The organism is Klebsiella terrigena, from assembly GCF_006539725.1.
GTDB classification, from domain to species: domain Bacteria; phylum Pseudomonadota; class Gammaproteobacteria; order Enterobacterales; family Enterobacteriaceae; genus Klebsiella; species Klebsiella terrigena.
Genome location: NZ_BJNO01000003.1, coordinates 106469 through 131049, shown reverse-complemented (window position 1 = coordinate 131049; position 24581 = coordinate 106469). Strand labels below are relative to the sequence as shown.

At 55.7% G+C, this 24581-nt stretch carries 17 protein-coding genes; 7 read left to right on the top strand and 10 right to left on the bottom strand.

Translation table 11 applies throughout. The annotated features are described in order from the left end of the window. Window positions 1-6 precede the first annotated feature (6 nt). From RTE01_RS05535 to RTE01_RS05525, 3 genes are all read left to right on the top strand, one after another. Window positions 7-456 carry an STM2901 family protein gene (locus tag RTE01_RS05535; protein ID WP_041146513.1) on the top strand — a complete coding sequence of 150 codons (450 nt, stop codon included), beginning with the start codon at window positions 7-9 and terminating at the stop codon, window positions 454-456. Next, window positions 456-788 (top strand): DUF1493 family protein, encoded by a 333-nt coding sequence (locus RTE01_RS05530; protein ID WP_041146514.1) that lies wholly within the window; start codon window positions 456-458, stop codon window positions 786-788. The genes RTE01_RS05535 and RTE01_RS05530 overlap by 1 nt, the downstream gene beginning before the upstream one ends. A 646-nt stretch (window positions 789-1434) precedes the next feature. After that, window positions 1435-2544, top strand: coding sequence for an AI-2E family transporter (locus tag RTE01_RS05525; RefSeq protein WP_041146515.1), 1110 nt, complete (start codon window positions 1435-1437; stop codon window positions 2542-2544). Window positions 2545-2639: 95 nt separating this feature from the next. On the opposite strand, the gene RTE01_RS05520 is transcribed toward RTE01_RS05525, so the two are convergent. Further along, on the bottom strand, window positions 2640-3062 hold the full coding sequence (locus RTE01_RS05520) for a hypothetical protein (RefSeq protein WP_115192207.1): 423 nt from the start codon (window positions 3060-3062) through the stop codon (window positions 2640-2642). A 368-nt stretch (window positions 3063-3430) separates the two neighbouring features. On the opposite strand from RTE01_RS05520, the gene eco reads away from it, so the two are divergent. Then, window positions 3431-3922, top strand: coding sequence for a serine protease inhibitor ecotin (gene eco / locus RTE01_RS05515; RefSeq protein WP_041146517.1), 492 nt, complete (start codon window positions 3431-3433; stop codon window positions 3920-3922). Window positions 3923-3969: 47 nt separating this feature from the next. Here eco and mqo read toward each other — a convergent pair whose 3' ends face one another. Further along, the gene (gene mqo, locus RTE01_RS05510; RefSeq protein WP_134527126.1) at window positions 3970-5601 is read right to left on the bottom strand and encodes a malate dehydrogenase (quinone); all 1632 of its coding nucleotides are present in this window, start codon (window positions 5599-5601) and stop codon (window positions 3970-3972) included. A gap of 277 nt (window positions 5602-5878) precedes the next feature. Here mqo and RTE01_RS05505 point away from each other — a divergent pair, with 277 nt between their 5' ends. Continuing rightward, window positions 5879-7126, top strand: a complete 1248-nt coding sequence (locus tag RTE01_RS05505) for a SulP family inorganic anion transporter (RefSeq protein ID WP_141334774.1) — start codon at window positions 5879-5881, stop codon at window positions 7124-7126. On the opposite strand, the gene mgtE is transcribed toward RTE01_RS05505, so the two are convergent. The 6 genes from mgtE to ompK36 all read right to left on the bottom strand — a co-directional run bounded on the left by mgtE (window position 7089) and on the right by ompK36 (window position 14424). Then, the gene (gene mgtE / locus RTE01_RS05500) at window positions 7089-8525 is read right to left on the bottom strand and encodes a magnesium transporter (protein ID WP_115192204.1); all 1437 of its coding nucleotides are present in this window, start codon (window positions 8523-8525) and stop codon (window positions 7089-7091) included. The two genes, RTE01_RS05505 and mgtE, sit on opposite strands and share 38 nt — an antisense overlap. A gap of 150 nt (window positions 8526-8675) precedes the next feature. Next, window positions 8676-10319 carry a multidrug ABC transporter permease/ATP-binding protein gene (locus RTE01_RS05495; protein ID WP_134527129.1) on the bottom strand — a complete coding sequence of 548 codons (1644 nt, stop codon included), beginning with the start codon at window positions 10317-10319 and terminating at the stop codon, window positions 8676-8678. A gap of 74 nt (window positions 10320-10393) precedes the next feature. Beyond that, entirely contained in the window at window positions 10394-11044 is a 651-nt protein-coding gene (alkB, locus tag RTE01_RS05490; protein ID WP_141334772.1) for a DNA oxidative demethylase AlkB, read from the bottom strand. Next, window positions 11044-12105 (bottom strand): bifunctional DNA-binding transcriptional regulator/O6-methylguanine-DNA methyltransferase Ada, encoded by a 1062-nt coding sequence (gene ada / locus RTE01_RS05485; protein ID WP_134528592.1) that lies wholly within the window; start codon window positions 12103-12105, stop codon window positions 11044-11046. Before ada ends, alkB begins: the two co-directional genes overlap by 1 nt. A gap of 72 nt (window positions 12106-12177) precedes the next feature. Beyond that, window positions 12178-13230 carry an FAD:protein FMN transferase ApbE gene (gene apbE, locus RTE01_RS05480; RefSeq protein ID WP_134527132.1) on the bottom strand — a complete coding sequence of 351 codons (1053 nt, stop codon included), beginning with the start codon at window positions 13228-13230 and terminating at the stop codon, window positions 12178-12180. Between the two features lie 102 nt (window positions 13231-13332). Further along, window positions 13333-14424, bottom strand: coding sequence for a porin OmpK36 (ompK36, locus tag RTE01_RS05475; RefSeq protein ID WP_115192200.1), 1092 nt, complete (start codon window positions 14422-14424; stop codon window positions 13333-13335). Window positions 14425-15194: 770 nt separating this feature from the next. Here ompK36 and rcsD point away from each other — a divergent pair. Then, window positions 15195-17852, top strand: coding sequence for a phosphotransferase RcsD (rcsD, locus tag RTE01_RS05470; protein ID WP_134527135.1), 2658 nt, complete (start codon window positions 15195-15197; stop codon window positions 17850-17852). 16 nt (window positions 17853-17868) lie between these two features. After that, window positions 17869-18519 (top strand): response regulator transcription factor RcsB, encoded by a 651-nt coding sequence (gene rcsB / locus RTE01_RS05465; RefSeq protein ID WP_041146527.1) that lies wholly within the window; start codon window positions 17869-17871, stop codon window positions 18517-18519. A gap of 92 nt (window positions 18520-18611) precedes the next feature. Here the strand turns inward: rcsB and rcsC are convergent, their stop codons facing one another. Both rcsC and gyrA read right to left on the bottom strand, forming a co-directional pair. After that, the gene (gene rcsC / locus RTE01_RS05460) at window positions 18612-21458 is read right to left on the bottom strand and encodes a two-component system sensor histidine kinase RcsC (protein WP_041146528.1); all 2847 of its coding nucleotides are present in this window, start codon (window positions 21456-21458) and stop codon (window positions 18612-18614) included. A 153-nt stretch (window positions 21459-21611) separates the two neighbouring features. Next, window positions 21612-24251, bottom strand: coding sequence for a DNA topoisomerase (ATP-hydrolyzing) subunit A (gene gyrA, locus RTE01_RS05455; RefSeq protein ID WP_041146529.1), 2640 nt, complete (start codon window positions 24249-24251; stop codon window positions 21612-21614). Window positions 24252-24581 lie beyond the last annotated feature (330 nt).

The window sequence follows — 24581 nt, the reverse complement described above, 5'->3', positions numbered from 1 at the left end:
GATCGAATGAATACGACAGAAGAACTAAACGGAACCTACTTCTACCACGGCCACAGCAATCTGAGCGCCGGTGAGCTATTCGATCTCATATTCCTGGAGCAGTTTTGTGATGAATTAGCGATAGGAGTTGAATCTGGTGCGGCAATTCTTTCTGGACAACCGTGGTTAAGGACTCGCCAAAAACCAAGGGACGCGCAAGTTGGGACAAGTATTGCTTCAAAATATGCAAGAATTATTCTTAGAGATGCTCGTTTGCCTTTTGGTCTGAGGGTCAACACACCTGTTGGTTTTAGTATGAAAAAAACGAACAAACTTGCAGCAGTGATTGGGCGATATATCCCCTGGTTAGGATGGATTGGCCTAGTAAATTCTATCTACCAGGCATCCAGAAAAACCCAAAATAAATACAATCTTATAGCGCGGCCGAAAGATCGTATACAGTGGACTGCCTTCTAATGAATACTATCCAGGATAATGTACTGGCATTATTTAGAAAAGAGATCCCTGGTTATGAAGACAAGTATGGGAACGAAATTCCTTTGCAGTTTCATTCTGATTTGTTCGATGAACCACGCGATGACCTTTCTGATGCAATCGAGGAGTATCAAAAAGAATTTAACATTGATTTGTCAAATGTTGATTGGTCTCACTACTTCCCCTGGGAGTATACCCCGCTATTAACGCGGTGGTTTAAGGTGAAACGAGAAGATATAGAAAAAAATCGCAAACCTTTAACCGTGGATATGTTTGCCGAATCGGCCAAAGCAGGTAAATGGCTTTACGATTGAGCATTAACATACCGGGCATCGGGATCTTTAGGGAGATGTGTTAACACTCTTCCTGCTAAGGCGTCCCGGATATTTAGACAGAGACTGGAAAGAAATTCTTTTGTAACTTCATCCCTATTTACTTGATACCCACGTCGATGACCTACCTAAAGCTTTGGGTGAATTTGAGAAAAGATTTAATGTCGGTTTATCTGAAGTCGAATGGCCGTTCTTTTAAGAGGGTTATTTTGTTGATTAACGGATGCAGCTAACGGATGAAGAGGATACTGGCGCTTTCATCGCCAGCGGCCGGTCTGTATCCCAGATTTGACGCTTAAGATGGGTATGGGCTCTATTGGCGTCATCGGTTTACCACAGATGCGAAAGGCGGCCTTCTGATATGCGGACCTTGCGCTGATTTACCCATACAAGCAAATCGCTTAGCGATAACAGGCTGTGGCTGCTGTTTTTCTTGATAGTTTCAAATCAAAACGTATTCCCTATAAAATATCCCCTCATCGGTTCTTTGTGCCCGAAAGCTGACGCGAACCCGCCCGCGGCGCCGCTCTTGAGCCGCGCCGCAAAATAAACTGCGATACCGCTGATTGTAAATCGAGGAATAGCTTCTATCATTCGACTGTATCAGTCATACGCCAGGAAGATAAATATGAGAGTTAATGGAATTACCAAGGGATTTTTTATCCTGATTCTGCTGATAGTCAGCCTTGCCTTTTTTGATGTTCTTTCTCCCTATTACTCAGCCATTCTGTGGGCGGCGATTCTGGCCGTGATCTTCAATCCGGTGAAGAACAAGATCCGCGCTAAGCTTGGTGAACGTAATGGCCTGGCCTCACTGCTCACCGTGGCGATTATCTGCCTGATTGTCTTCACCCCGCTGGCGATTATTATCTCCTCGCTGGCGCTCGAGCTGAACGTGGTTTACACCAAGCTTGAGCACAATGACACCCAGTTTCCGTCGGTAGTGGCAAGCCTGTTTGCCCATCTCCCGGAGTGGGTCAGAAGCTTCCTCTCTGAGCATAACCTCGACAGCGCCGATCAGATTCAGAAACAGCTCTCAGACGCGGCGCTAAAAGGAGGCCAGTACCTGGCCGGCAGCGCATTTCTGATTGGTAAAGGGACTTTCGGCTTTACCATTAGCTTTGGCGTCATGCTGTATCTGCTGTTTTTCCTGCTCAAGGATGGCCCGTATCTGGTGCTGCTGATCCTCGAATCCCTGCCGCTGTCGAATTACGTTAAGCAGCACCTGTTTGCCAAATTTGCCGCCGTCGCCAGGGCAACCGTGAAGGGTACCGTCGCCGTCGCTCTGGTCCAGGGCATCCTGGGCGGAATTGCCTTCTACGTTGCCGGAATTGACGGCAGCATTTTGTGGGGCGCGATCATGGCGTTTCTGTCGCTGATCCCGGCGGTAGGTTCCGCCATCGTCTGGGTTCCCGCGGCCATCTTCCTCTTCGCAACCGATCAGATATGGCAAGGGGCGTTTGTCGTCGGCTTCTTCGTGATCGTTATCGGACTGGTGGACAACATCCTGCGCCCGCTGCTGGTGGGTAAAGATACTAAAATGCCGGACTACATGATTCTGATCGCCACCCTCGGGGGTATGGAGATTTACGGTATTAACGGTTTTGTGATCGGACCGCTGATCGCCGCGCTGTTTATCGCCTGCTGGAATCTGCTCTCAGGCCGCGAACACGCCGGCAATACCGATGAAATTGATGAAGAGTTTATCGAGGAAGGCAAGCTAACCCGCGACGAGTGAGCCGTTAGCGGCGCGACGTCAGCAGCCTTAGGCGGCTGACATAAACCAGGAGGAGCCGCCAGCCCCTCCTGGCGTTCGCGGCGCGAGCCATACTCTTATTTTGCGTAGCCTTTGAAAGTGCCGTTTTCAGTCACCGCAATCTTGCCGTTGGTGTAAACAATAAAATTGTACAGCCCCTGCTGGTAGACCGTTGCCTTAGGCTCCTTCTCAATCACCGCCGCCGGTTTACCGTCAACGGTAATGCCGGTGCTGGTAGACTTGATCTCCATCCCCGCAAAGTGCTTTACGTTACCCTTAGCGCCTTGTGCGTGCTGTACGGCGCTGGCAGCGTTCTCCATCGCCTGTTTCTCATAGGCGGCGTTAAGGGCAGCTTGTTTATTTTGCTCAGCTAAATAACAGGTATCTTTCGATACGCCTTTGGCTTCACAGCTGGCTAAACGCTGCGCCTCGGAGGTGCAGCCCGCTAAGGCTGCCGTCATCCCCAGTACCGCGACCAACATGACTTTATTCACTTTCATCTATCATCACTCATATAAATAATCTAATTTTAATAACAATTCCATATCAATTAATTTCCCTGGTAAATCATTCTAAGCGGTGAATATTGGGCGGCGCGACTGAAATAATTTCATGCGAAAATTAAGTTTTTCATTGATGATTATCAATGCTGATTTCACCAATAAAAGCATGGTGCGATAAACCTATAAAACCCAGTGGATAATAGTTCTTTAGTTAAGATTACTTTTCAGTAAATTCCTATACACCACAACAATAAGTCAGCATATCACGCTATTTTATATGCAAATATTGGTAAATAACTCTTACCAATGGCGCAAACAGTGATAGTCTTTTAGCGTTGAAGAACGATAACAAAGGATGATCGATCGTGAAAAAAATCGCTACGTTTGCTGTTTCCCTGCTGACCGTTGCCTGTGTCTCCACCAGCGCTCTGGCCGCCGAACAGCCTCTGGAAAAGATTGCGCCCTATCCGAAAGCGGAGAAAGGCATGAAACGTCAGGTGATCCAGCTGCCGCCGCAGCAGGACGAATCGGCCTATAAAGTTGAGCTGCTGATTGGCCAGACGCTGGAAGTCGACTGCAACCGCCATCGCCTGGGGGGTCAGCTGGAAAGCAAAACCCTGGAAGGCTGGGGCTACGACTATTTCGTCTTTGATAAAGTGACGTCGCCGGTTTCGACCATGATGGCCTGCCCGGACGGGAAGAAGGTGGAGAAGTTTGTCACCGCAGGTCTGGGTGACGCCGGCATGCTGCGTTACAACAGCAGGCTGCCGGTAGTGGTTTACACGCCGGATAACGTACAAGTGAAGTATCGCATCTGGCGAGCAGACGAAACTATCGGTAATGCCGTCGAGCGCTAGCCGATAGAGGATAAGAAACCGGCGGCCAGGGCCGCCGGTTTTGCCTTCTACAGCGCGATATCCGCTATCGGTTTGCTATCCGTCAGCGGTTTCAGCTCTGCCTGAGGGGCTTTATCCGCGACCGAAACCGGCTCGTAGCGCAGCTGCAGAACCTCGCTGGTCCACGCCAGCGCCTGCTCAATCGCCGCGGAATTACCGTCGAGACGCAGGCCATAGGAGGGAACGATCTCTTTCAGCTTCGCCTGCCAGGCGGCTGAGTGAACCTTATCCTTAAAGACCGTTTCCATCAGCTGCAGCATAATCGGCGCGGCGGTCGAGGCGCCGGGCGATGCGCCCAGCAGTGCCGCAACGGTACCCTCATCATCGCTGACCACTTCGGTTCCCAGACGCAGTACGCCCTTCTTACCGTTGCGCTTAATGATCTGCACGCGCTGGCCGGCCTGCCACAGGCGCCAGTCGCCTTTATTCGCTTCCGGATAGTATTCGCGCAGCGCCTCGTGGCGATCTGTATCTTTCTGCATCACCTGGCTAATCAGGTATTTCACCAGATCGAAATTATCCAGACCGACGTTGAGCATCGGCAGAATATTTGAGGTGTTGGTCGATGCCAGAAGATCCCACAAAGAGCCGTTTTTCAGGAAACGGGTGGAGAAGGTGGCAAACGGCCCGAACAGCACCACCCGCTTACCGTCAATAATACGCGTATCAATATGCGGCACCGACATCGGCGGTGCCCCAACTTCGGCCTGACCGTAGACTTTTGCCAAATGGTGGTTAACGACTTCCGGGTTTTCACACACCAGGAACTGGCCGCCAACCGGGAAGCCCGCGTACTCTTTAGCCTGAGGAATACCGGTTTCCTGCAGCAGCGTCAGCGCAGCGCCGCCGGCACCGATAAAGATAAATTTGGCTTTAATGACCCGCTTCTGGCGACGGTTATTCGCGTCCGCCAGGGTGACCGTCCAGCTCTTATCGGCGTTGCGCTTGAAGCGACGCACAACGGTGCCAAGCTGTAAGGAGAAGTTAGCGTGGGTCTGCAGTCCGGCAATCAGCTGACGGGTAATTTCGCCGTAGTTGACGTCGGTGCCGACCTCGGTGCGGGTCGCGGCAACCTTTTGCTGCGGATCGCGCCCTTCCATCACCAGCGGAGCCCACTCTTTAATCTGCTGATGATCTTCGGAATAGCGAATACCGCGGAACAGTTCGCTCTGCTGCAGAGCGGCATAGCGCGCGCGCAGGAAGTTGACGTTATCTTCGCCCCACACAAAGCTCATGTGCGGTACGCTGTTGATAAATGATTTCGGCTTACTCAGAATGCCGCGCGTGACCTGGTGGGCCCAAAATTGACGAGAGATATGGAAGGATTCGTTGATATCGACCGCTTTGTCGATGTTGATCCCGCTGGCGGTCTGGGGCGTATAGTTCAGCTCCATCAGCGCCGCATGCCCGGTACCCGCGTTATTCCAGCCGTTCGAGCTCTCCTCAGCCACGCTGGACATCTGCTCGACCATGGTAATAGACCAATCCGGCTCCAGTTCCTGCAGCCAGGTTCCCAACGTGGCGCTCATGATGCCGCCGCCAATCAACAGTACATCCGTCTCTTGCTCGTGGCGGGTGTTGGTCCGAGGTGTATTTGAACCAACCGCCGGTGAGCTGGGTACGGCCATCTTTTTCTTCATCGAATTTGAGCCTTACTTTACTCGCTTTTTTTTATTTAGCGCAGGTGACACGATTATCAGGAATCAAAGTAACACTGAAGATAAAAAATTTAAATATTGTTTAAAATTTAAGTTGAGTTTTGAGATCTGTTATAAAAATGTTTAATAAATGTGTACCACAAATCACATTTTGTACTGGTATAAGCGGCGCGACCGCGCTATCATCCCCCGTTTTGTGACAGACCGCACGCAAGCTCAGGCTTACTCGTCCCGGCTTAAACTAACCTGCGAACTCCCTATGCCTCAGGCTCCAGACCACGCTACGCCCGCTTCAACAGGCGCCATTCGCCACGTACTTCGTTCGCCGTCGCTGTTCACACGAGAGGCTCTGGCAGGCGTTCTGACCGCTCTGGCTCTGATTCCGGAGGTTATCTCCTTCTCAGTGATTGCCGGCGTTGACCCCAAGGTCAGCCTGATTGCGTCCGTTGTGCTGTGCCTTGCGATGTCGGTACTCGGCGGCAGGCCCGCAATGGTTACCGCCGCCGCCGGGTCGGTGGCGCTGGTGATTGGGCCGATGGTGCATCAACACGGCGTCGGCTACATCCTGCCCGCCGTCATTTTGGCCGGTATTATTCAAATTTTGTTTGGTTTGGGCGGCATGGCCCGGCTGATGCGGTTTATACCGCAAGCGGTGATGACCGGTTTCGTCAACGCGCTGGGGATTCTGATCTTTTTCGCCCAGGTTCCCCATTTTTGGAGCAAGCAGCCGCTGATCCTCGGACTGTTCGTCCTGACGCTGCTGATTGTCCTCTGGGCGCCGCGCTTTATTAAAGCGATCCCCGCGCCGCTGATTGCTATCGTGGTAATAACCCTGTTTACCGCCACCACCGGGCAGCTGCTGCCTACCGTCGGCGACGAGGGTTCGATGAGCGGCGGGCTTCCGGGGTTCACTGCCCTGCTGGTGCCGCTCAATCTCGACACCCTGCAAATTATCTGGCCCTGCGCCCTGAGCATTGCCTTTGTCGGCCTGATGGAGTCGCTGCTGACCGCCAAATTAGTCGATGACCTGACTCAGACGCCGTCCAGCAAAGCGCGCGAGAGCGCCGGGCTGGGCATCGCCAATATTCTTGCCGGGTTCTACGGCGGCATCGCCGGCTGCGCAATGATTGGTCAGACCATTGTTAACGTTGAAATGGGTAAAGGCCGCAGCCGCGTCTCCACCCTCGCCGCCGGCGTGGTGCTCCTGCTTCTGGTTACCGTGCTGAGTGAAGTGATGGCAAAAATTCCGATGGCGGTGCTGGCCGGAGTGATGGTTATTGTGGCAGCCAAAACCTTCAGCTGGCACAGCCTTCGCCCGGCCGAGCTGCAGCGCAATCCGTGGTCGGAAACGCTGGTTATGCTGGTGACCGTTGCCGCAACGGTAGGCACCAGCAATCTGGCCATTGGCGTTCTGGCAGGCCTGGTGGCGATGGCGCTGATCCCACGCAGGCTGCGCGGCGGGCCGTCGGCTACATCAGGAAAATCGTCGCCAGACCGAGAAAAATAAAGAAGCCGCCGGTATCGGTGATGGCGGTGATCATCACGCTGGAGCCGACCGCCGGGTCGCGTCCCAGCTTCACCATCACCATCGGGATAATCACCCCCATCATCGCCGCCATCAGCAGGTTGAGCATCATCGCCAGCGTCATCACGGCGCCGAGCTGCGGGTCGCTGTAGAGCCACCAGGTCACGGCGCCCATAATTCCGCCCCACACCAGCCCGTTAATCACCGCAACCCCCATTTCACGCAGGATCAGGAACGAGAAGCTTCCCGGCTGAATATGCTGCAGCGCCATCGCCCGTACGATCATAGTGATGGTTTGATTTCCGGTATTACCGCCGATCCCGGCGACGATCGGCATCAGCGACGCCAGCGCCACCAGCTGCGAAATCGTATGCTCAAAGCCGTCAATCACCCGCGAGGCGATAAACGCGGTGCACAGGTTGACCGCCAGCCACGCCCAGCGCGTTTTCACCGCTTTGCTCACCGGGGCGAAAACGTCGTCATCGTTGCTCAGCCCCCCCATTCGACGTAAATCGTTATCGGTCTCTTCATAAACCACGTCCACGATTTCGTCGATGGTCAGGCGCCCCATCAGCTTGCCGTCGGCATCAATCACCGCGGCGCTCAGCAGGTTGTCACGTTCAAAGGTACGCGCGACCTTCTCCGCCTCTTCGTGCGGCTGAAAGGTCACCGGATCGCCTTCCATGACGTCTCCTACCCGCTTCTGCGCATCGTTGAGCAGGATGGTCTGCAGCTCCAGCTCGCCAAGCAGCAGCTTGTTGCGGGTGGTGACAAACAGCTTATCGGTGTTTTCCGGCATTTTGCCTAACCGCCGCAGGTAGCGCTGCACCGCGGCGAGCGTCGCCTCCGGGCGAACGGTGATCACCTCAAACTCCATGATCGCGCCGACGGTATTGTCGGCGTAGCGCATCATCTGACGGATACGCGCCCGCCTCTCCGCCGGCAGCTCCGCCAGCAGGCGTGCGGTCAGGTCTTGCGGCAGATGCTGCAGGATATAGACCTGCTCATCAATATCCAGATTTTGCAGCGTAAACAGCAGCTCACGATCGCTCATCTTATCGATGAGGTCGCCCCAGACGCTTTCCGACGCCTCAAGCAGCACTTCACCGCGTTTATCGTCGGCAATCAGCCGCCATAGCGCGTTACGCGCGTCGTAAGGCAGCGCCTCGAGGGCATCGGCGAGATCCGGCGGCGGCAGGTGGGAAACCAGCACTTCCACTTCCGCCAGATCGTCGGCAAGGGTGCCGTCGTCATAGCGTTCAGCCAGCGTTAATTTGCCCAACAGCGAGGAGGTAACGGCTTTATCAGTGCTCAGCAGCCAAATGAGGCGGGCGCGCTCTTCGTCGCGCAATCTGGCGCTTTTTTTATGCAAAACGGACATCGGTCAGGCAATCCTTGTGAGAATAGTTGGCCGACCAGCAGGCCAGGTGCCCTAAGCATAGCGCGAGGAGGGGGAAATAATAACCGCCGGCGGGTTCGTCCGGCGGAAAAATCAACAATAGCGCCCGCCGTGGGTCGGCAGGCGCAGCTTTCAGGCGGTGCGGGAGACCGCATCGCGGGTCGCCAGCTCGCGATCCTGGCCCGTCAGCTCCGCCAGCAGGCCGGCGCGCATCTCCAGCAGGCGATCGGCATGCTGGAAATAGTGATCGTCGTGGCTGATAGCGAAAATGGTTTTACCCATCTGCTGCATCAGCGGCAGCAGCACCTGATAAAACTCGCGGCGGAAGTGCGGATCCTGATCCGCCGCCCACTCATCAAGCAGGATGATATCGCGATCTTCAGCCAGGGCCAGCAGCAGCGCCACGCGCTTTTTCTGCCCCTTGGAGAGCTTCAGATCGAGGATCCTGCCGTTATCCAGCCGCAGCTTATGCGTCATTTTCAGGTACTCCATCCACTGGCTCACTCGCGCAGGATCGGCCGCTTTCCCCTCCGGCCCCAGCAGCTGGTCAAACAGCCAGACATCGGTAAATACCGCCGAGAAGAGCTTACGGTAGTCTTCCGGCCGGTCTACCGCCAGCGCTTCGCCGTCCAGCAGGATCTGACCGGAAGCTGGCTGATACAGCCCGGTCAGCAGCATCGCCAGCGTCGATTTGCCGCTGCCGTTGCCGCCGATCAGGAACACCAGCTCGCCGCGTTTGAGGGTCATATTGACAGGCCCGACGGCGAAGCTGTGGTCCGGGTAGTGGAAGCAGACGTCGCGCAGCTCCAGGGTTTGCCAGTGCGGGTGCGCCTGCGGCTGCGGGAATTCGGCCCGGTACGGCGCCAGGGAGAATTTGTGCAGCTTATTGAAGGCAACCTGGGCGCTGAGCAGCGTCGGCAGCGCGCCCACGGCGGAAAGCAGCGGCGTGCGCAGGAACAACAGGGTCAAAGAGTAGGTCGCCGCCACGGCGGTATTCGCCCAGCCGAGGCTGTTGGCCATCCAGAACACCAGGCCAATGGCGCCGAGCATCATAATATTCGACCAGTTTACCGCGCTGAGGTGGAAGGTATCGGCGCGGATAATATGGTGACGATACTCGCGCGCGTCCGGCAGATAGAGATGATTAAACACGTATTCGGCGCGCTCGCGATTGAGCGTCAGCTCTTTGCGCCCTTCCAGCACCGTCTGATAGTCGTGGTGCAGCTTGTCTTCGGTCTCCCGCAGCGTCGCCATATGCTTATAAACGCGTGATACCAGCATAAATCCGCCCCAGATGGTTATCGCCATCCACAGCGCGGTCACCATCATCATTTTTCCCGACAGCCACGCCAGATAGGCGGCGGAACCAAAGGTCAGGATAATGCCCTGCACCAGCTCGGGCAGGCGCACAAAGGCGATGGTAATGCTGCGTACGTCGCTGGTTAAGCCGGCAAGCAGCGAGGCGCTGCCGATCTTCTCAACCTGCTCGATTTGGGTGTCGAGGATGCGCTTAATGAACTCCCCGCGCAGGCGGAAAACAAAATGGTGCCCAAGGGTCGTCAGCGCCAGCTGTGAGCCCAGCGTCACCGCCATCAGCAGCAGCAGCAGACCGAGAAACTCCGGCAGCACCGTCAGCGAGGTATCGACAACGGTCATCAGCCGCAGATTGATAAAGGCAATCAGCCCGATCCCCAGCGCCGCGCTGAGCAGGCTCAGGGCAATGACGGAAATAAACGGCCAGCGATACTGGCGCCAAACAAGAAGAAGAAGTTCCATAACAGCAATCCGGGCAAGCAAAACAGCCAGCAGTGTAAACTGCTCGCCGATGACATCAAGAATAATTCTTATTTTTATTCTTTATCGCCTGCCAGCCGAAAGGTGAGGTTGTAACGGCAGGCGCCGGTGTCCGGATGGTCACCCTCTTTCAACGGCTGAATACCGTGATAAAACAGCCGCGACTCGCCGCCCCAGACCACCACGTCCCCGTGCTCCAGCAGCACTCTGCGCAACGGATCGCTCCGCTGCAGGCCGCCAAACTGGAACACCGCCGGCAGCCCCAGCGATACGGAAACGATCGGTGCACGCAGATCGCGCTCATCCTTATCCTGATGCAGCGAGAGCTTCGCCCCAGGCTGATAGCGGTTGATTAAGCAGGCGTCGGGCACAAAGCCCGCGTAGCCACAGGCGAGCGCCGCCTGCGCGGCAAGCTCGGCGAATATCGGCGGCATCGGCGGCCAGTTGCGCCCCGTTAGCGGATCGCCGGGAGCATACAGATAGCCGTGCATATTGGTCGTCCAGCCCAGCGGCCCGCAGTTAGTCATCGCCACCGACATGGTGTAGCCGCCGGGCGTGACCATCTGGCGAAACGGCGAGACGTCGGCAACGCCCAGCAGCGCCTGCAGCAGAGCCGGAGCGCGCTGGCGGGCGAAGCGCCGCAGAATGACGGCCCCAGGCGCCAGCGGTTCCTGCCAGGGGGGCGTATCAGCAAAAAGATCGAGCATTACGACTCCTCAGTTTGTGCTTCCCGGGCCAGCAGCTGCGCTTTGCGGGCGGTTCCCCAGCGATAGCCGGACAGCGCCCCGCCTTCGCGTACCACCCGGTGGCACGGAATGACGATAGCCAGCCGGTTGGCCGCGCAGGCCCCCGCCACCGCCCGGACGGCGCGCGGCTGGCCGATACTTTCGGCAACCTGGCGGTAGCTGCGCGTTTCGCCCGCCGGGATCTGGCGCAGGGCCTGCCAGACCCTCTGCTGAAAGGCGGTGCCGCGAATATCTAACGGCAGATCGACGGCCTGGCGGCTATCGTCGATGTGGGCAAAAATCTGCGCCACCCGCACGGAAAAATGCGCGTCGCCGGGCAGAAGCCGGGCGTGAGGAAACAGGCGGCGCAGCTCGTCCAGCGGCGCGTCGCCCTCTCCGGGCAATACGGCGCACACTCCACGCTCGCTTTGCGCCACCAGACAGCGGCCAATCGCGCAGTCGCCGAGCGTGTAGACAATATCGGTATCATCGCCGCCGCGGCGAAACTGGCTGGCGGTCATGCCAAGCACGGCATCGGCCTGACGATAGTAGCTGCTGCCGTCGGGAAAGCCTGCGGCCAGCACCGCCGGGGTCACTTTTTCCCCTTGCGCCAGCGCGTCCCGTAAACGCCGCGCGCGCCACGCCTGCTGCCAGGCCTTCGGCGTCATGCCGGTGACGGATTTAAATAAGCGGTGGAAGTGGTACGGGCTGACCGCCAGCTCATGGGCCAGCGCCTCGAGGGTGATGGGCGCTTCCTGCTCAAGCAGGCGGCAGGCTCTGGCAACTTTCTCGGCCTTCTGCCGCTGCGGGTCGCTTTTGTCCGGCTGACAGCGCTTGCAGGGGCGAAATCCGTCGGCGATGGCGGCCGCCACATCAGGGTAAAAACGGACGTTTTCCCGCAGCGCCCGCCGCGAGCGGCAGGAGGGACGGCAGCAAACGCCGGTGGTCAGCACGGCAAACACAAACTGACCGTCGGCGTGGGCATCACGATCGCATACCGCCTGCCAGCGGCGGTCATCGGTATCAGCAATAATCGGTTTCATCATCGGCTCCTGCTTTAAGTGTATAGCCAGTCTGATTCATCGCCCGCCGAATAAAACCCGAAATCTTGCTGTTTAATTCTTTTCGCCAACCAGGAAGGTGCGGAACTGCGGCGACATCCAGGTTTTAAACCCCTCCCCCTCTTTGACAATCATATAGACGGCCAGCCCCTGCTCTTTCACCACCTCCTGCGCCTTTTGCGGGCCGAGGACCATCAGCCCGGTATCCCAGCCGTCGGCTTCCAGCGCCGTCGGCGCAATCACCGTCACCGAGACCAGCTTATGGTCGATCGGTCTGCCGGTTTGCGGATCGATCACGTGCGAGATCCGTTTGCCATCCAGCTCGTAATAGTTGCGGTAGCTGCCGGAGGTGCTGATACCGTGGCCGTTAATATCGACGATGGCCTGGACGGCGTTTTCACGATCGGTCGGCTTTTGGATCGCCACTCGCCACGGCTGCCCGTCGGCGTTCATCCCTCGGCTAACCAGCGCGCCGCCGACGGAAACCAGATAGCGAGAAATGCCCTCCTGCTCCATCAGACGCGCCAGATGATCGGCGGCATAGCCCTCGCCCACGGTCGAAAGATCGACATACAGATCCGCAATATCTTTTTGTAAATACTGACGATCGGTGCGGTTAATCACCGTCAAATGCTGCAACCCCGTCCGCGCTTTTGCCGCCGCGATCTGCTGAGGATCCGGCGTTTTTACCGGCTGCTTATCCGGGCCAAAGCCCCAGAGATTAACCAAAGGCCCGACGGTAACATCCATCGCGCCGTGCGTTTTCGCGCCAATGCGCAGGGACATGGTGACGATATCGGCCATCGCTGCGCTGACCGGCCACGGCTCGGTGGAGGTGGCGTGGTTAAATTGCATCAATGCTGAATCGTTTTTCCAGGTGGAAAGCAGGCGATCGTCGGCGTCCAGCTGGGTCTCTATTTTCTGCCGCAGCGCCTGGGCTTTTGCTCGATCAACGTCAATGACGCTGACCCGCCAGAATGTGCCCATCGTTTTGCCGTCCAGCACGGTCGCGGCACTCTTTTGGGCTGCAGGTGAGGTGGCTGAATCACAGCCGGAAAGGAGTACGCAAACGCCGAGCAGCGCGGCGCGGAAAAAAGTGATATCCATAAAATTGGCTTCCTCTTGCTAAGGCTGCAAGAGTACACCAGCCTGCTTAAACGAGGCATAAAAAAAGGCGCCAGAGGCGCCTTTTTCGTAACTTCAGCGTGCTTAGAACTGGTAAACCAGGCCCAGAGCAACCACGTCGTCGGTAGAGATACCGGCGCTGCGGGTGAAGCTGTTGTCGTCCAGCAGGTTGATTTTGTAATCAACGTAGGTAGACATGTTTTTGTTGAAGTAGTAAGTCGCGCCTACGTCAACATATTTCAGGATATCCTGGTCGCCGTAACCGTTCAGGTCCTTACCTTTAGACTGCAGGTAAGCAACGGACGGACGCAGACCGAAATCGAACTGGTACTGTGCAGCCACTTCGAAGTTCTGTGCTTTGTTAGCAAAGCCCAGGCTACCAGCGCGAGTTGCGTTGTAGGTCTGAGTGTACTGAGTTGCCAGGTAGATGTTGTTCGCGTCGTATTTCAGACCGCCAGTGTAGGTTTCAGCGTGATCGCCTTCGCCCAGCAGCAGCTGGTTCTGATCGTCGGTACGCTTGGAGTTAGCATACGCGAAACCAGCGCTGATACCGTCGAAGATATCATAAGTTACGGAAGTACCGAAACCGTCGCCGTTCTGTTTCAGAGCGCCACGACCGTTGTTGGTCGCGCCTTCGCCGCTGACGCTGCCGTTTTTACCCTGATACTGCAGAGCAAAGTTCAGGCCGTCAACCAGACCGAAGAAGTCAGAGTTACGGTAGGTTGCAACGCCGTTAGCACGGGACTGCAGGAAGTTGTCAGAACCGTAGGTGTCGCCGCCGAATTCCGGCAGAACGTCGGTCCAGGAAGTTACGTCGTAAACAACGCCGTAGTTACGACCGTAGTCGAAAGAGCCCGCGTCGCCGAATTTCAGACCTGCGAATGCCAGACGAGTCCATGCCTGATCGCTGGAGCTTTCAGTGTTGTTCGCCTGAACGTTGTATTCCCACTGGCCGTAACCGGTCAGTTGGTCGTTGATCTGGGTTTCGCCTTTCACGCCAAGACGCATGTAGGTCTGGTCGCCGTCTACGCTCTTGTCGTCAGAGAAATAGTGCAGACCGTCGATTTTGCCGTACAGGTCTAATTTGTTGCCATCTTTGTTATAAATTTCAGCCGCATTTGCTGCGCCTGCTACCAGCAGAGCCGGTACCAGGAGGGACAGTACTTTAACTTTCATGTTATTAACCCTCTGTTTGTTATATGCCTTTTATTATGCCACTGCTTACTGATTACCCTTCTAATCAGTCGGCTATATTCATTGTGCTGTAAAATGCAGAATAATCCAACAAGAATATGATACGAAAACTTCTAAGGTGTTTCAAAATGCGCACAAGATGTTTCAATTTGTAAATGCAAGGGAACTTTTCGCAACGATGAAAAATCGTAAAATAAGCACCAATAATCAAGAAAATAATTTTTTTCAATTACCATCAAGTAGTTACACACCACGTCAGGTATAGCACTGAATGACAAAACAAAATGGTCGCCTGCGACTAGAATAACTCCCGCTATCATCATTAACTTTATTTATTACCGTCATTCAGTTCTGAATGTCTGTTTACCCCTATTTCGACCGGATGCTTCGCATCCGGTTTTTTTTACCCTTCTTTACATAACTTTAATTATACCTGTGCTAGCCGCGATAAAAATAACGGTTATTAATCAAACACTCCGCGTATCAGGAAGTCCTTATCCGGGTAATTTCTTGTTATTTCGTGCTATTTCCTGCAGGTAATCGGCAAATAACTGTACAGAATCAATTCCGCTGTACATTTTTATTGTCAACGCTTCTTTAAGATAAATCCCAAAGCAAAAAAGCGCTGAAGGCCATTCTGTAGTATGGATTTGATAAATTAGCCTTTATACTGCTTAGCGAATTCACTCTGCTACCAGTTACTTTGGTGCAACATCCTGCTTACAAACATTGATGAGTCGCACTGCTACACGATGACCCAGAAAAAGTTCACCCTGATGCCTGGCAGCATCACCCGTTTCTTCATTTTAATGGTCATCGTCCTGCTGGCGACGATGAGCGTGACGCTGCAAAGTGCGGTCAACGCCTGGTTAAAAGAGAAAAGCTATCAAGTTGTCGACGTAAGCCATGCGCTGCACAAGCGTATCGATGCGTGGCGCTATGCTACCTGGCAAATTTACGACAATATTGCCGCCACCTCTTCCAGCGCCGCCGGCGAGGGTTTACAGGAAACGCGGTTAAAGCAGGATGTCTATTATCTGGAAAAGCCGCGGCGTAAGACCGAGGCGCTGATTTTTGGCTCTCATGACAGCTCAACGCTGGAAATGACGCAAAAAATTTCCAACTATCTCGATATTCTGTGGGGCGCAGAGACCATTCCCTGGTCGATGTACTATCTCAACGGGCTGGATAACAGCCTGATTCTGGTCTCGACTCTGCCGCTCAAAGACCTGTCTTCCAGCTTTAAAGAGTCGACGATTAGCAACGTGGTGGAGTCCCGCCGCGCGGAAATGCTGCTGCAGGCTAACACGCTCGACGAAAGAGAAACCTTCTCGTCGCTGCGCCAGCTTTCATGGCAAAACGGCCACTACTTCACCCTGCGGACCACCTTCAACCAGCCGGGTCATCTGGCCACCGTGGTCGCTTTCGACCTGCCGATTAACGATTTGATCCCACCGGGCATGGCCCTGGACAGCTTCCGCCTTGAGCCTGACCCGTCGCAGAGCGCGACCGGCAATCCGGATAAAGAAGAGTCTGATAACGTCAGCATCAACTTCAACGGCACGCGGATTGAAATCGTCACCGCCATTAATACCACCGGGATGCGCCTGATCTGGGTGGTGCCATTCAGTACTCTGATGATTGAGTCGCTGCAGAACGTCCTGCTGCCGCTCCTGCTGATTATCGGCCTGCTGGCGCTGACCCTGTTTGGCTTCACGACCTTTCGCCACTACAGCGGCCGTAGCCGTCAGACCGGGACGAGCGTCTCCTCTGCCGCCAGCGGCGAGCATCGTACGCTGCGGGCAATAAATGAAGAGATTGTCTCGCTGCTGCCGCTGGGGCTGCTGGTTCACGATTTGGAAGCTAACCGCACGATTATCAGCAACCCCATCGCCGATCATCTGCTGCCGCATCTCAACCTGCAAAATATTACCAACATGGCGGATCAGCATCAGGGCGTGATTCAGGCTACGGTGAACAACGAACTGTATGAGATTCGCCAGTACCGCAGCCAGGTCGCGCCGCGCACGCAGATTTTCATCATCCGCGATCAGGATCGGGAAGTGCTGGTGAGTAAAAAGCTTAAGCAGGCCCAGCGCCTGTACGAGAAAAACCAGCAGGGCCGCACAGCGTTTATGCAGCACATTGGCGCCGCGCTGAAGCAGCCCGCCCGCAGCCTGGCGGAAGAAGCGGCCGCGCTCGGCATTGCTGAAAACCGCAGGCTGGCGCAGCACGCGGATGAGCTGGTGCAGCTGGTTGACGAAATTCAGCTGGCAAACCTGCTGGAAAGCGATAGCTGGAAGAGCACGCCGGATCGGTTCTCAATTCAGGAGCTGATCGATGAAGTGGTGCCGGAAGTGCTGCCCGTGATTAAGCGCAAAGGCCTGCAGCTGCTGATTAACAACGCCCTCGCGGCAAATGAGCAACGCTACGGCGACCGCGACGCGCTGCGCCGTACGCTGCTGCTGCTGATTCAGTACTCGGTCACCACCACGCAGATCGGTAAAATCACCCTCGAGGTGAGCAAGGACGACTCTGCGGACGATCGTCTGACCTTCCGCATTATCGATACCGGCAACGGCGTTTCGGCAAACGAAATCGATAATATGCACTTCCCGTTCCTTAACGATACTCAGGCCGATCTGTACGGTAAGGCCAATGCGCTCACCTTCTGGCTCTGCGATCGCCTGACGCGCAAGCTCGGCGGCCAGATGAATATCAAAGCGCGCGAATCTCTGGGCACCCGCTACTCCCTGCACCTCAAAATGCCGGCCAGTGAAGAAGAGAGCGACTCCGGCGAACATCTGCTGGATGACGTGGTGGTATTACTTGATATTACGGCTAATGAGGTCCGAAAGATCGTCGTGCGTCAGCTTGAAAGCTGGGGAGCGAGCTGCATCACGCCGGATGAGAGGCTGACAAGTCAAGAATACGATCTCTTTTTAACGGATAATCCGTCTAATCTTACTGCTTCTGGCTTGCTTTTAAGCGATGATGAGGTCGGGATACGAAAAATAGGTCCAGGCCAACTGTGCGTCAATTTTAATATCAGCACGGCCATGCAGGAAGCGATTCTGCAACTGATTGAACAGCAGCTGGCGGAAGAAAACGTGCAACCTTCTCCTCCGGGAAGCGGGAGCAACGCCGAACTGCACGCCAGCGGCTATTATGCGCTGTTTGCCGACACGGTTCCGGATGATGTTAAGAGACTGTATACTGAGCTGGCAACAAGCGATTTAGCTGCGCTGGCCCAGACTGCGCATCGCCTCAAAGGGGCGTTTGCTATGCTTAACCTGATACCCGGCAAACAGTTATGTGAAACGCTTGAGCATCTGATTCGTGAAAAAGATGCGCAAAGCATAGAAAAATACATCAGCGACATTGACGTTTACGTCAATAGCTTGCTGTAGCAAGGTAGCCTAATACATGAATACTATGAACGTAATTATTGCCGATGACCATCCGATCGTACTGTTCGGTATTCGTAAGTCACTCGAGCAAATCGAGTGGGTAAACGTTGTCGGCGAGTTTGAAGACTCCACAGCACTTATCAATAATCTGCCGAAATTAGACGCCCATGTTCTGATTACCGACCTGTCCATGCCAGGCGACAAATACGGCGACGGGATTACGCTTATCAAGTACATCAAGCGCCATTTCCCGGATCTGTCGATCATTGTTCTGACCATGAACAATAACCCGGCGATCCTCAGCGCGGTGCTGGATCTGGATATCGAAGGGATCGTGCTGAAACAGGGCGCGCCGACCGATCTGCCGAAGGCGCTGGCGGCGCTGCAGAAAGGCAAAAAATTTACGCCGGAAAGCGTTTCACGCCTGCTGGAAAAAATCAGCGCCAGCGGCTATGGCGACAAGCGCCTGTCGCCGAAAGAGAGCGAAGTTCTCCGCCTTTTTGCCGAAGGTTTCCTGGTGACCGAGATTGCCAGAAAGCTCAATCGCAGCATTAAAACCATCAGTAGCCAGAAGAAATCGGCCATGATGAAGCTCGGCGTAGAAAACGACATTGCCCTGCTGAACTACCTCTCTTCCGTTTCACTGAGCGCGACCGACAAAGAGTAACGCTCACCTTCCCGGATACGGCGCGACCGTCATGCGCCATATCTGGGGCAACGACCCGCCACTGCCAGGCCGCGCCCGCGGAAATCTTCGCCCTATTCCCTGCTCTTACGCACCCGTGCGGCGTACAGCGTCAAAGTTTGCTTGATAATATCTAGCGTCACCGGTTTAGAAAGACAGCTGTCCATACCCGACTCAAGGCAGCGCTGCTTCTCTTCCGCCAGCGCGTTGGCGGTCACCCCGATAACCGGCAGCGTCATTCCCAGCTCGCGAATACGCTGCGTCAGGCGATAGCCGTCCATATTCGGCATGTTGACGTCGCTCAGTACGATATCAATATGCTGCTTGCTCAGGACGCCCAGCGCATCAACCCCGTCGTTCGCCGTTACGCACTGATAGCCCAGCGATCCGAGCTGGTCGGCCAGCAGGCGGCGGTTGATCGGATGATCGTCCACCACCAGAATCATCATGTCATCGTGATTGGCCGTCTGCGTTTCCGGCGCGGATAGCGCCGGGCCGTGTTCGGCGCTGGCCACGTCAACGTGCAGGATACGTCCCAGCAGCGGCAGCAGCTCGTGCGGCGTCGTGACGCTATGCAGCCACTCTCCCGGCGCGCGCTCCTGCGGAATGCCGATATGCCGGCGGCAGAAAATAATCACCGCCGCCCCAGACCAGCCGGTATGCGCTTCATCATCGGTGAGCAAAATATCGTCCGCTCCCGGCGTCTCGCCGGCATAGTTTTTCACCTTAACGCCGTGGTGATTCAGCAGCGAGGTGATAAACATCGTCAGAGCGGTGTTGTGAACGGCAAGCCAGCAGCATTTTTCCGCCAGGCCATCGGCAAGCAGCGGCGCGCCGTTTTGCACGCCATACAGCGGAATGCGGATGGTAAAGCGACTGCCCATGCCGGGCTCGGTTTCCACGGCAATATCGCCATCCATCATGCTGATGAGCTTCTCGCAAATCGCCAGCCCGAGGCCCGTTCCCTGGAAATTGCGCTGAACGCCGGTGCCGACCTGGAAGAACGGGTCAAACAGGCGCACCACCTCTTTTGCCGGGATCCCTTCCCCGGTATCGCGCACGCTGATTTGCAGATAGTCGCCGGCGCACTGAACGTGCAGGATAATGCAGCCAGTATCGGTGAATTTGATGGCATTGCTCAAGAGGTTAGAAATGACCTGCTGCAGACGCATCGGATCGCCGGACATCAGCTGCGGAACGTCGGGCTCAATAAAGCAGTACAGCCCGAGCTGCTTGCGCACCACCAGCGGCAGATAGTTCGCCGAGATGTGGTTCATCACCTCGCGCGGCGAGAACTCGCTCGGCTCGATTTTCAGCTGTTCGGACTCAATTTTCGAGAAATCCAGAATATCGCTGATGATCTTCAGCAGCAGGCTGGACGAGTTGTTCATCGCCGTGACCAGACGGTCGACGCCCTTCGGTAACTCTTTGGTTTGCAGCAGATCGAGGTTGCCGATAATTCCGTACAGCGGCGTTCGCAGCTCGTGGCTCACCGTCGCAAGGAACATCGATTTCGACTGGCTGGCCTGCTCTGCGGCCTGCGCCATCTCCTGCAGCGACTCTTCCATTTTGACGCGGGCGCTGACGTCAACCAGCACGCAGATAGCCACGTTTTCGTTGCGGTAGCGCGAGTGAACGAAGCTGATTTGCAGATTGGTGTTATTGCTGGTCAGCACATCGACAAAATTGACCTGCTGGCCGCAGATAATCTGCGTCAGCCTCTGCCGATCCTCATGGGTCAGCATATTGAGGTAGTTATGCGCCAGTTCGTTACTCAGAATATTGGTGCCGTCGAGGGTGCGCAGAATACAGATCCCCACCGGCGCCGAGGCCACGATCTTACGGTTAAACTGCTCGTGCTCCTCGAGGCGCTGGGCGTCATTTTCCGCCGGGATAAAGATCCGCCGCTCGTACATTCGCGCGAGGGCGAAAAGCATCACCCCGGTCAGAATATTGAGCACTATCGCATTGAGGATCAGCATCCGGATGCGCTCGAGGACCTGGTCTACCGATACCGAATATACGATGCTCAGAGAGGATGGCGGCAGGCTCTTCTTCATGGCCAGCTCGCGGAAGCCGGAGGTATAGCCGAACCAGATCCGTTCCTGCATCCAGCGGGCCTCGCCCTTGATTTTAGCGTCCGGCCCGGCGAGGGAGATGAGCGGCTGACCGTTGTCGTCAAGGATCGTGACGCTCATCGGCAGGCTGCCCGGCGTGAAGAAGCTCTCCATGCGAATCGTTTGTTCGACTCCGAGCATCGCCTGCAGGCGGTTGGCCATATAGACCGGCGTCAGCGCGTAGAAGTAGCCGACGCCGGGACGCACGCCCTGGCTAATCCAGAACAGATTGCTGCCGCGTTCGCTTTGCGGGGCGTCGCGATACTGCTCAATACGCTGGTGCAGCACCTTCAGCGCCTGGTCCCGTTCCAGCGGCATCTCGCGCAGGCCAAAGTTCGCCATGCACAGATTATCGCTGCCAATTAAAAAGATACGGTTGAGATCGTAAGCGGCGGAGAAATTATCGCGCCAGTAGCGCATAAACCATGCCAGAGACTGCAGCGAATTGCGCCAGGTGCCGCTCATTGCCCCGCAATCTGAATCCGGATAGAGCGGTTCGAAGTCCGGAACCGCGATGTCGCCATTTTGCACCGGCGACGCGTCGCCTTCACGGCCGCCGCCCGGACGATTGCCGGCAACATACTTCAGCTCTTTAATGACGTCCGCCGTGCGCTGGATATAGCGCTGCGCCTGATCGGCGTTGAGGTTAAACTCCTGGCGGATCTCCGACTCCCGGTCATGCAGCGCGTTAACAATGTAAAACACCGAGACGAAAGCAATCAGCATCCACAGCAGGACCGCCAGCGCCCGGAACAGGTAGCGTGAAACTTTTAGCGTGGTATGAAAAGAAGCAAGATATTTCAATGTGGCGATGCTCGGCCGTCAGGGACTCAACAGAATGGGGTTAAGGTAGCGGTAAACACGTTTTGTCGCAACGTTATACTCTCTGGATCACCCGCGGCGGGCAAATAAAAAGGGCCGGGGATATCCCGGCCCTTTTCGCATCATTATCGCAGATTATTCATCATCTTCGGCGATGTCATCATCCGCTTCAGCGTCGGTTTCCGGCGCGATATCCTCGTCGCCTTCCGCCACGCTGCCGTCGATGGCATCCAGCTCTTCATCATCAACCGGTTCAGCAACGCGCTGCAGGCCAACAACGTTTTCATCTTCCGCAGTACGGATCAGAATGACGCCCTGAGTGTTACGACCCACGATGCTCACTTCCGATACGCGAGTACGCACCAGGGTGCCCGCATCGGTGATCATCATGATCTGATCGCAATCGTCCACCTGTACCGCGCCCACCACGGAGCCGTTACGCTCGGTCACTTTGATCGAGATAACGCCCTGAGTGGCGCGGGACTTGGTCGGATACTCATCCGCCGCAGTACGCTTGCCGTAGCCGTTCTGGGTCACGGTGAGGATCGCACCTTCGCCGCGCGGAATGATCAGGGAGACAACTTTATCTTCACCCGCCAGCTTGATACCGCGTACGCCGGTCGCGGTACGGCCCATGGCACGTACTGCGCTCTCTTTAAAGCGCACCACTTTACCGGCCGCAGAGAACAGCATCGCTTCGTCTTCGCCGTTCGTCAGATCAACGCCGATCAGCTCGTCGCCTTCGTTCAGATTCACGGCGATAATGCCGGCTGAACGCGGACGGCTAAACTCGGTCAGCGCCGTTTTCTTAACGGTACCGCTCGCGGTCGCCATAAAGACGTTCACGCCCTCTTCGTACTCGCGTACTGGCAGGATGGCGGTGATACGTTCATTGGCTTCCAGCGGCAGCAGGTTGACGATTGGACGTCCACGCGCGCCACGGCTGGCTTCCGGCAGCTGATAAACCTTCATCCAGTAGAGACGACCGCGGCTGGAGAACAGCAGGATCGTATCGTGGGTGTTGGCCACCAGCAGGCGGTCGATAAAGTCTTCTTCTTTAATACGTGCGGCCGATTTACCTTTGCCACCGCGACGCTGCGCCTCGTAGTCGGTCAGCGGCTGATACTTCACATAGCCCTGGTGAGACAGGGTGACCACCACATCTTCCTGGTTGATCAGATCTTCGATGTTGATATCAGCGGTGTTGGCGGTGATTTCGGTGCGACGCTGGTCGCCGAACTGTTCGCGCATCGCTTCCAGTTCTTCACGAATCACTTCCATCAGACGGTCGGCGCTGCCGAGGATATGCAGCAGTTCAGCAATCTGTTCGAGCAGCTCTTTGTATTCGTCGAGCAGTTTTTCATGCTCAAGGCCGGTCAGCTTCTGCAGACGCAGATCCAGAATCGCCTGGGCCTGCTGTTCGGTCAGATAGTATTGACCGTCACGCACGCCGAACTCTGGCTCCAGCCACTCCGGACGCGCGGCATCATCACCGGCGCGTTCCAGCATCGCCGACACGTTGCCCAGATCCCAGGGTCTGGCAACCAGCCCGGCTTTCGCTTCCGCAGGCGTTGGCGCACGGCGGATAAGCTCGATGATCGGGTCGATGTTGGCCAGCGCAATCGCCAGGGCTTCAAGGATGTGCGCACGATCGCGGGCTTTACGCAGCTCGAAAATAGTACGACGGGTGACCACTTCACGGCGGTGACGCACGAACGCGGAAAGAATGTCTTTCAGGTTCATGATCTTCGGCTGGCCGTGGTGCAGCGCAACCATGTTGATGCCGAAAGAGGTCTGCAGCTGAGTCAGCGAGTAGAGGTTGTTAAGAACCACTTCACCCACAGCATCACGCTTGATCTCAATCACGATACGCATGCCGTCTTTGTCAGACTCATCGCGCAGCGCGCTGATCCCTTCCAGACGCTTCTCTTTCACCAGCTCGGCCATTTTCTCGATCAGGCGAGCCTTGTTCACCTGATACGGAATTTCATGGACGATGATGGTTTCACGGCCGGTTTTCGCATCGGTTTCTACCTCAGCGCGGGCGCGAATATAAATTTTGCCACGGCCGGTACGGTAGGCTTCCTCGATGCCGCGACGGCCATTGATAATGGCGGCGGTCGGGAAGTCCGGGCCTGGAATGTGTTCCATCAGGCCTTCGACGGAGATGTCTTCATCGTCGATATAGGCCAGGCAGCCGTTAATCACTTCCGTCAGGTTATGCGGCGGAATGTTGGTCGCCATCCCGACGGCAATACCGGACGAACCGTTTACCAGCAGGTTGGGGATTTTTGTTGGCATGACGTCAGGGATGCGCTCCGTGCCGTCATAGTTATCAACGAAATCAACCGTCTCTTTTTCGAGGTCGGCCATCAGCTCGTGGGCGATTTTCGACATACGGATTTCCGTATAACGCATCGCTGCGGCGGAGTCGCCATCGACAGAACCGAAGTTACCCTGGCCATCGACCAGCATATAACGCAAGGAGAATGGCTGCGCCATACGTACAATGGTGTCATAAACGGCGGTATCACCGTGAGGGTGATATTTACCGATTACGTCACCAACGACACGGGCGGATTTTTTATAGGCTTTGTTCCAGTCATTGCCCAATACGTTCATGGCGTAAAGTACGCGACGGTGTACCGGTTTCAACCCATCTCGGACATCCGGCAGCGCACGGCCAACAATGACCGACATCGCATAATCCAGATACGAGCTCTTCAGCTCTTCCTCAATGTTGACCGGTGTAATTTCTCTCGCAAGGTCGCTCATCTAACCGCTATCCCTCTACTGTATCCCGGATTCAAAGGTCGCAAATTATAACACAGCCGCGGTGATACCGGTAAACCTATACCCAATGAATTTCGTACCGCATCAAGGCGGCCAACGAGGAGGCGGTACGAAAGGCGACGGGTATACCCAATGAATTTCGTACTGCGTCAAGGCGGCAAGCGCGGGAGTCCCGATGAGCTCACCGTAGTGAGTGATTCGGGTGAGCGCGTGCGGCCAACGAAGAGGCGGTGCGAAAGGCGAAGGGTATAGACGGTTTATTCATGGCGGTCTGCTGATATACTCGCAGGTCTGAACTGAAAAGGAGTAAAA

What these genes read in the sequence shown, in the direction of transcription:
- RTE01_RS05535 (WP_041146513.1), top strand. Translation starts at nt 7, where the DNA reads ATGAATACGACAGAAGAACTAAACGGAACCTACTTCTACCACGGCCAC.
- RTE01_RS05530 (WP_041146514.1), top strand. Translation starts at nt 456, where the DNA reads ATGAATACTATCCAGGATAATGTACTGGCATTATTTAGAAAAGAGATC.
- RTE01_RS05525 (WP_041146515.1), top strand. Translation starts at nt 1,435, where the DNA reads ATGAGAGTTAATGGAATTACCAAGGGATTTTTTATCCTGATTCTGCTG.
- RTE01_RS05520 (WP_115192207.1), bottom strand. Translation starts at nt 3,062, where the DNA reads ATGAAAGTGAATAAAGTCATGTTGGTCGCGGTACTGGGGATGACGGCA.
- mqo (WP_134527126.1), bottom strand. Translation starts at nt 5,601, where the DNA reads ATGAAGAAAAAGATGGCCGTACCCAGCTCACCGGCGGTTGGTTCAAAT.
- RTE01_RS05505 (WP_141334774.1), top strand. Translation starts at nt 5,879, where the DNA reads ATGCCTCAGGCTCCAGACCACGCTACGCCCGCTTCAACAGGCGCCATT.
- mgtE (WP_115192204.1), bottom strand. Translation starts at nt 8,525, where the DNA reads ATGTCCGTTTTGCATAAAAAAAGCGCCAGATTGCGCGACGAAGAGCGC.
- RTE01_RS05495 (WP_134527129.1), bottom strand. Translation starts at nt 10,319, where the DNA reads ATGGAACTTCTTCTTCTTGTTTGGCGCCAGTATCGCTGGCCGTTTATT.
- alkB (WP_141334772.1), bottom strand. Translation starts at nt 11,044, where the DNA reads ATGCTCGATCTTTTTGCTGATACGCCCCCCTGGCAGGAACCGCTGGCG.
- ada (WP_134528592.1), bottom strand. Translation starts at nt 12,105, where the DNA reads ATGAAACCGATTATTGCTGATACCGATGACCGCCGCTGGCAGGCGGTA.
- apbE (WP_134527132.1), bottom strand. Translation starts at nt 13,230, where the DNA reads ATGGATATCACTTTTTTCCGCGCCGCGCTGCTCGGCGTTTGCGTACTC.
- ompK36 (WP_115192200.1), bottom strand. Translation starts at nt 14,424, where the DNA reads ATGAAAGTTAAAGTACTGTCCCTCCTGGTACCGGCTCTGCTGGTAGCA.
- rcsD (WP_134527135.1), top strand. Translation starts at nt 15,195, where the DNA reads ATGACCCAGAAAAAGTTCACCCTGATGCCTGGCAGCATCACCCGTTTC.
- rcsB (WP_041146527.1), top strand. Translation starts at nt 17,869, where the DNA reads ATGAATACTATGAACGTAATTATTGCCGATGACCATCCGATCGTACTG.
- gyrA (WP_041146529.1), bottom strand. Translation starts at nt 24,251, where the DNA reads ATGAGCGACCTTGCGAGAGAAATTACACCGGTCAACATTGAGGAAGAG.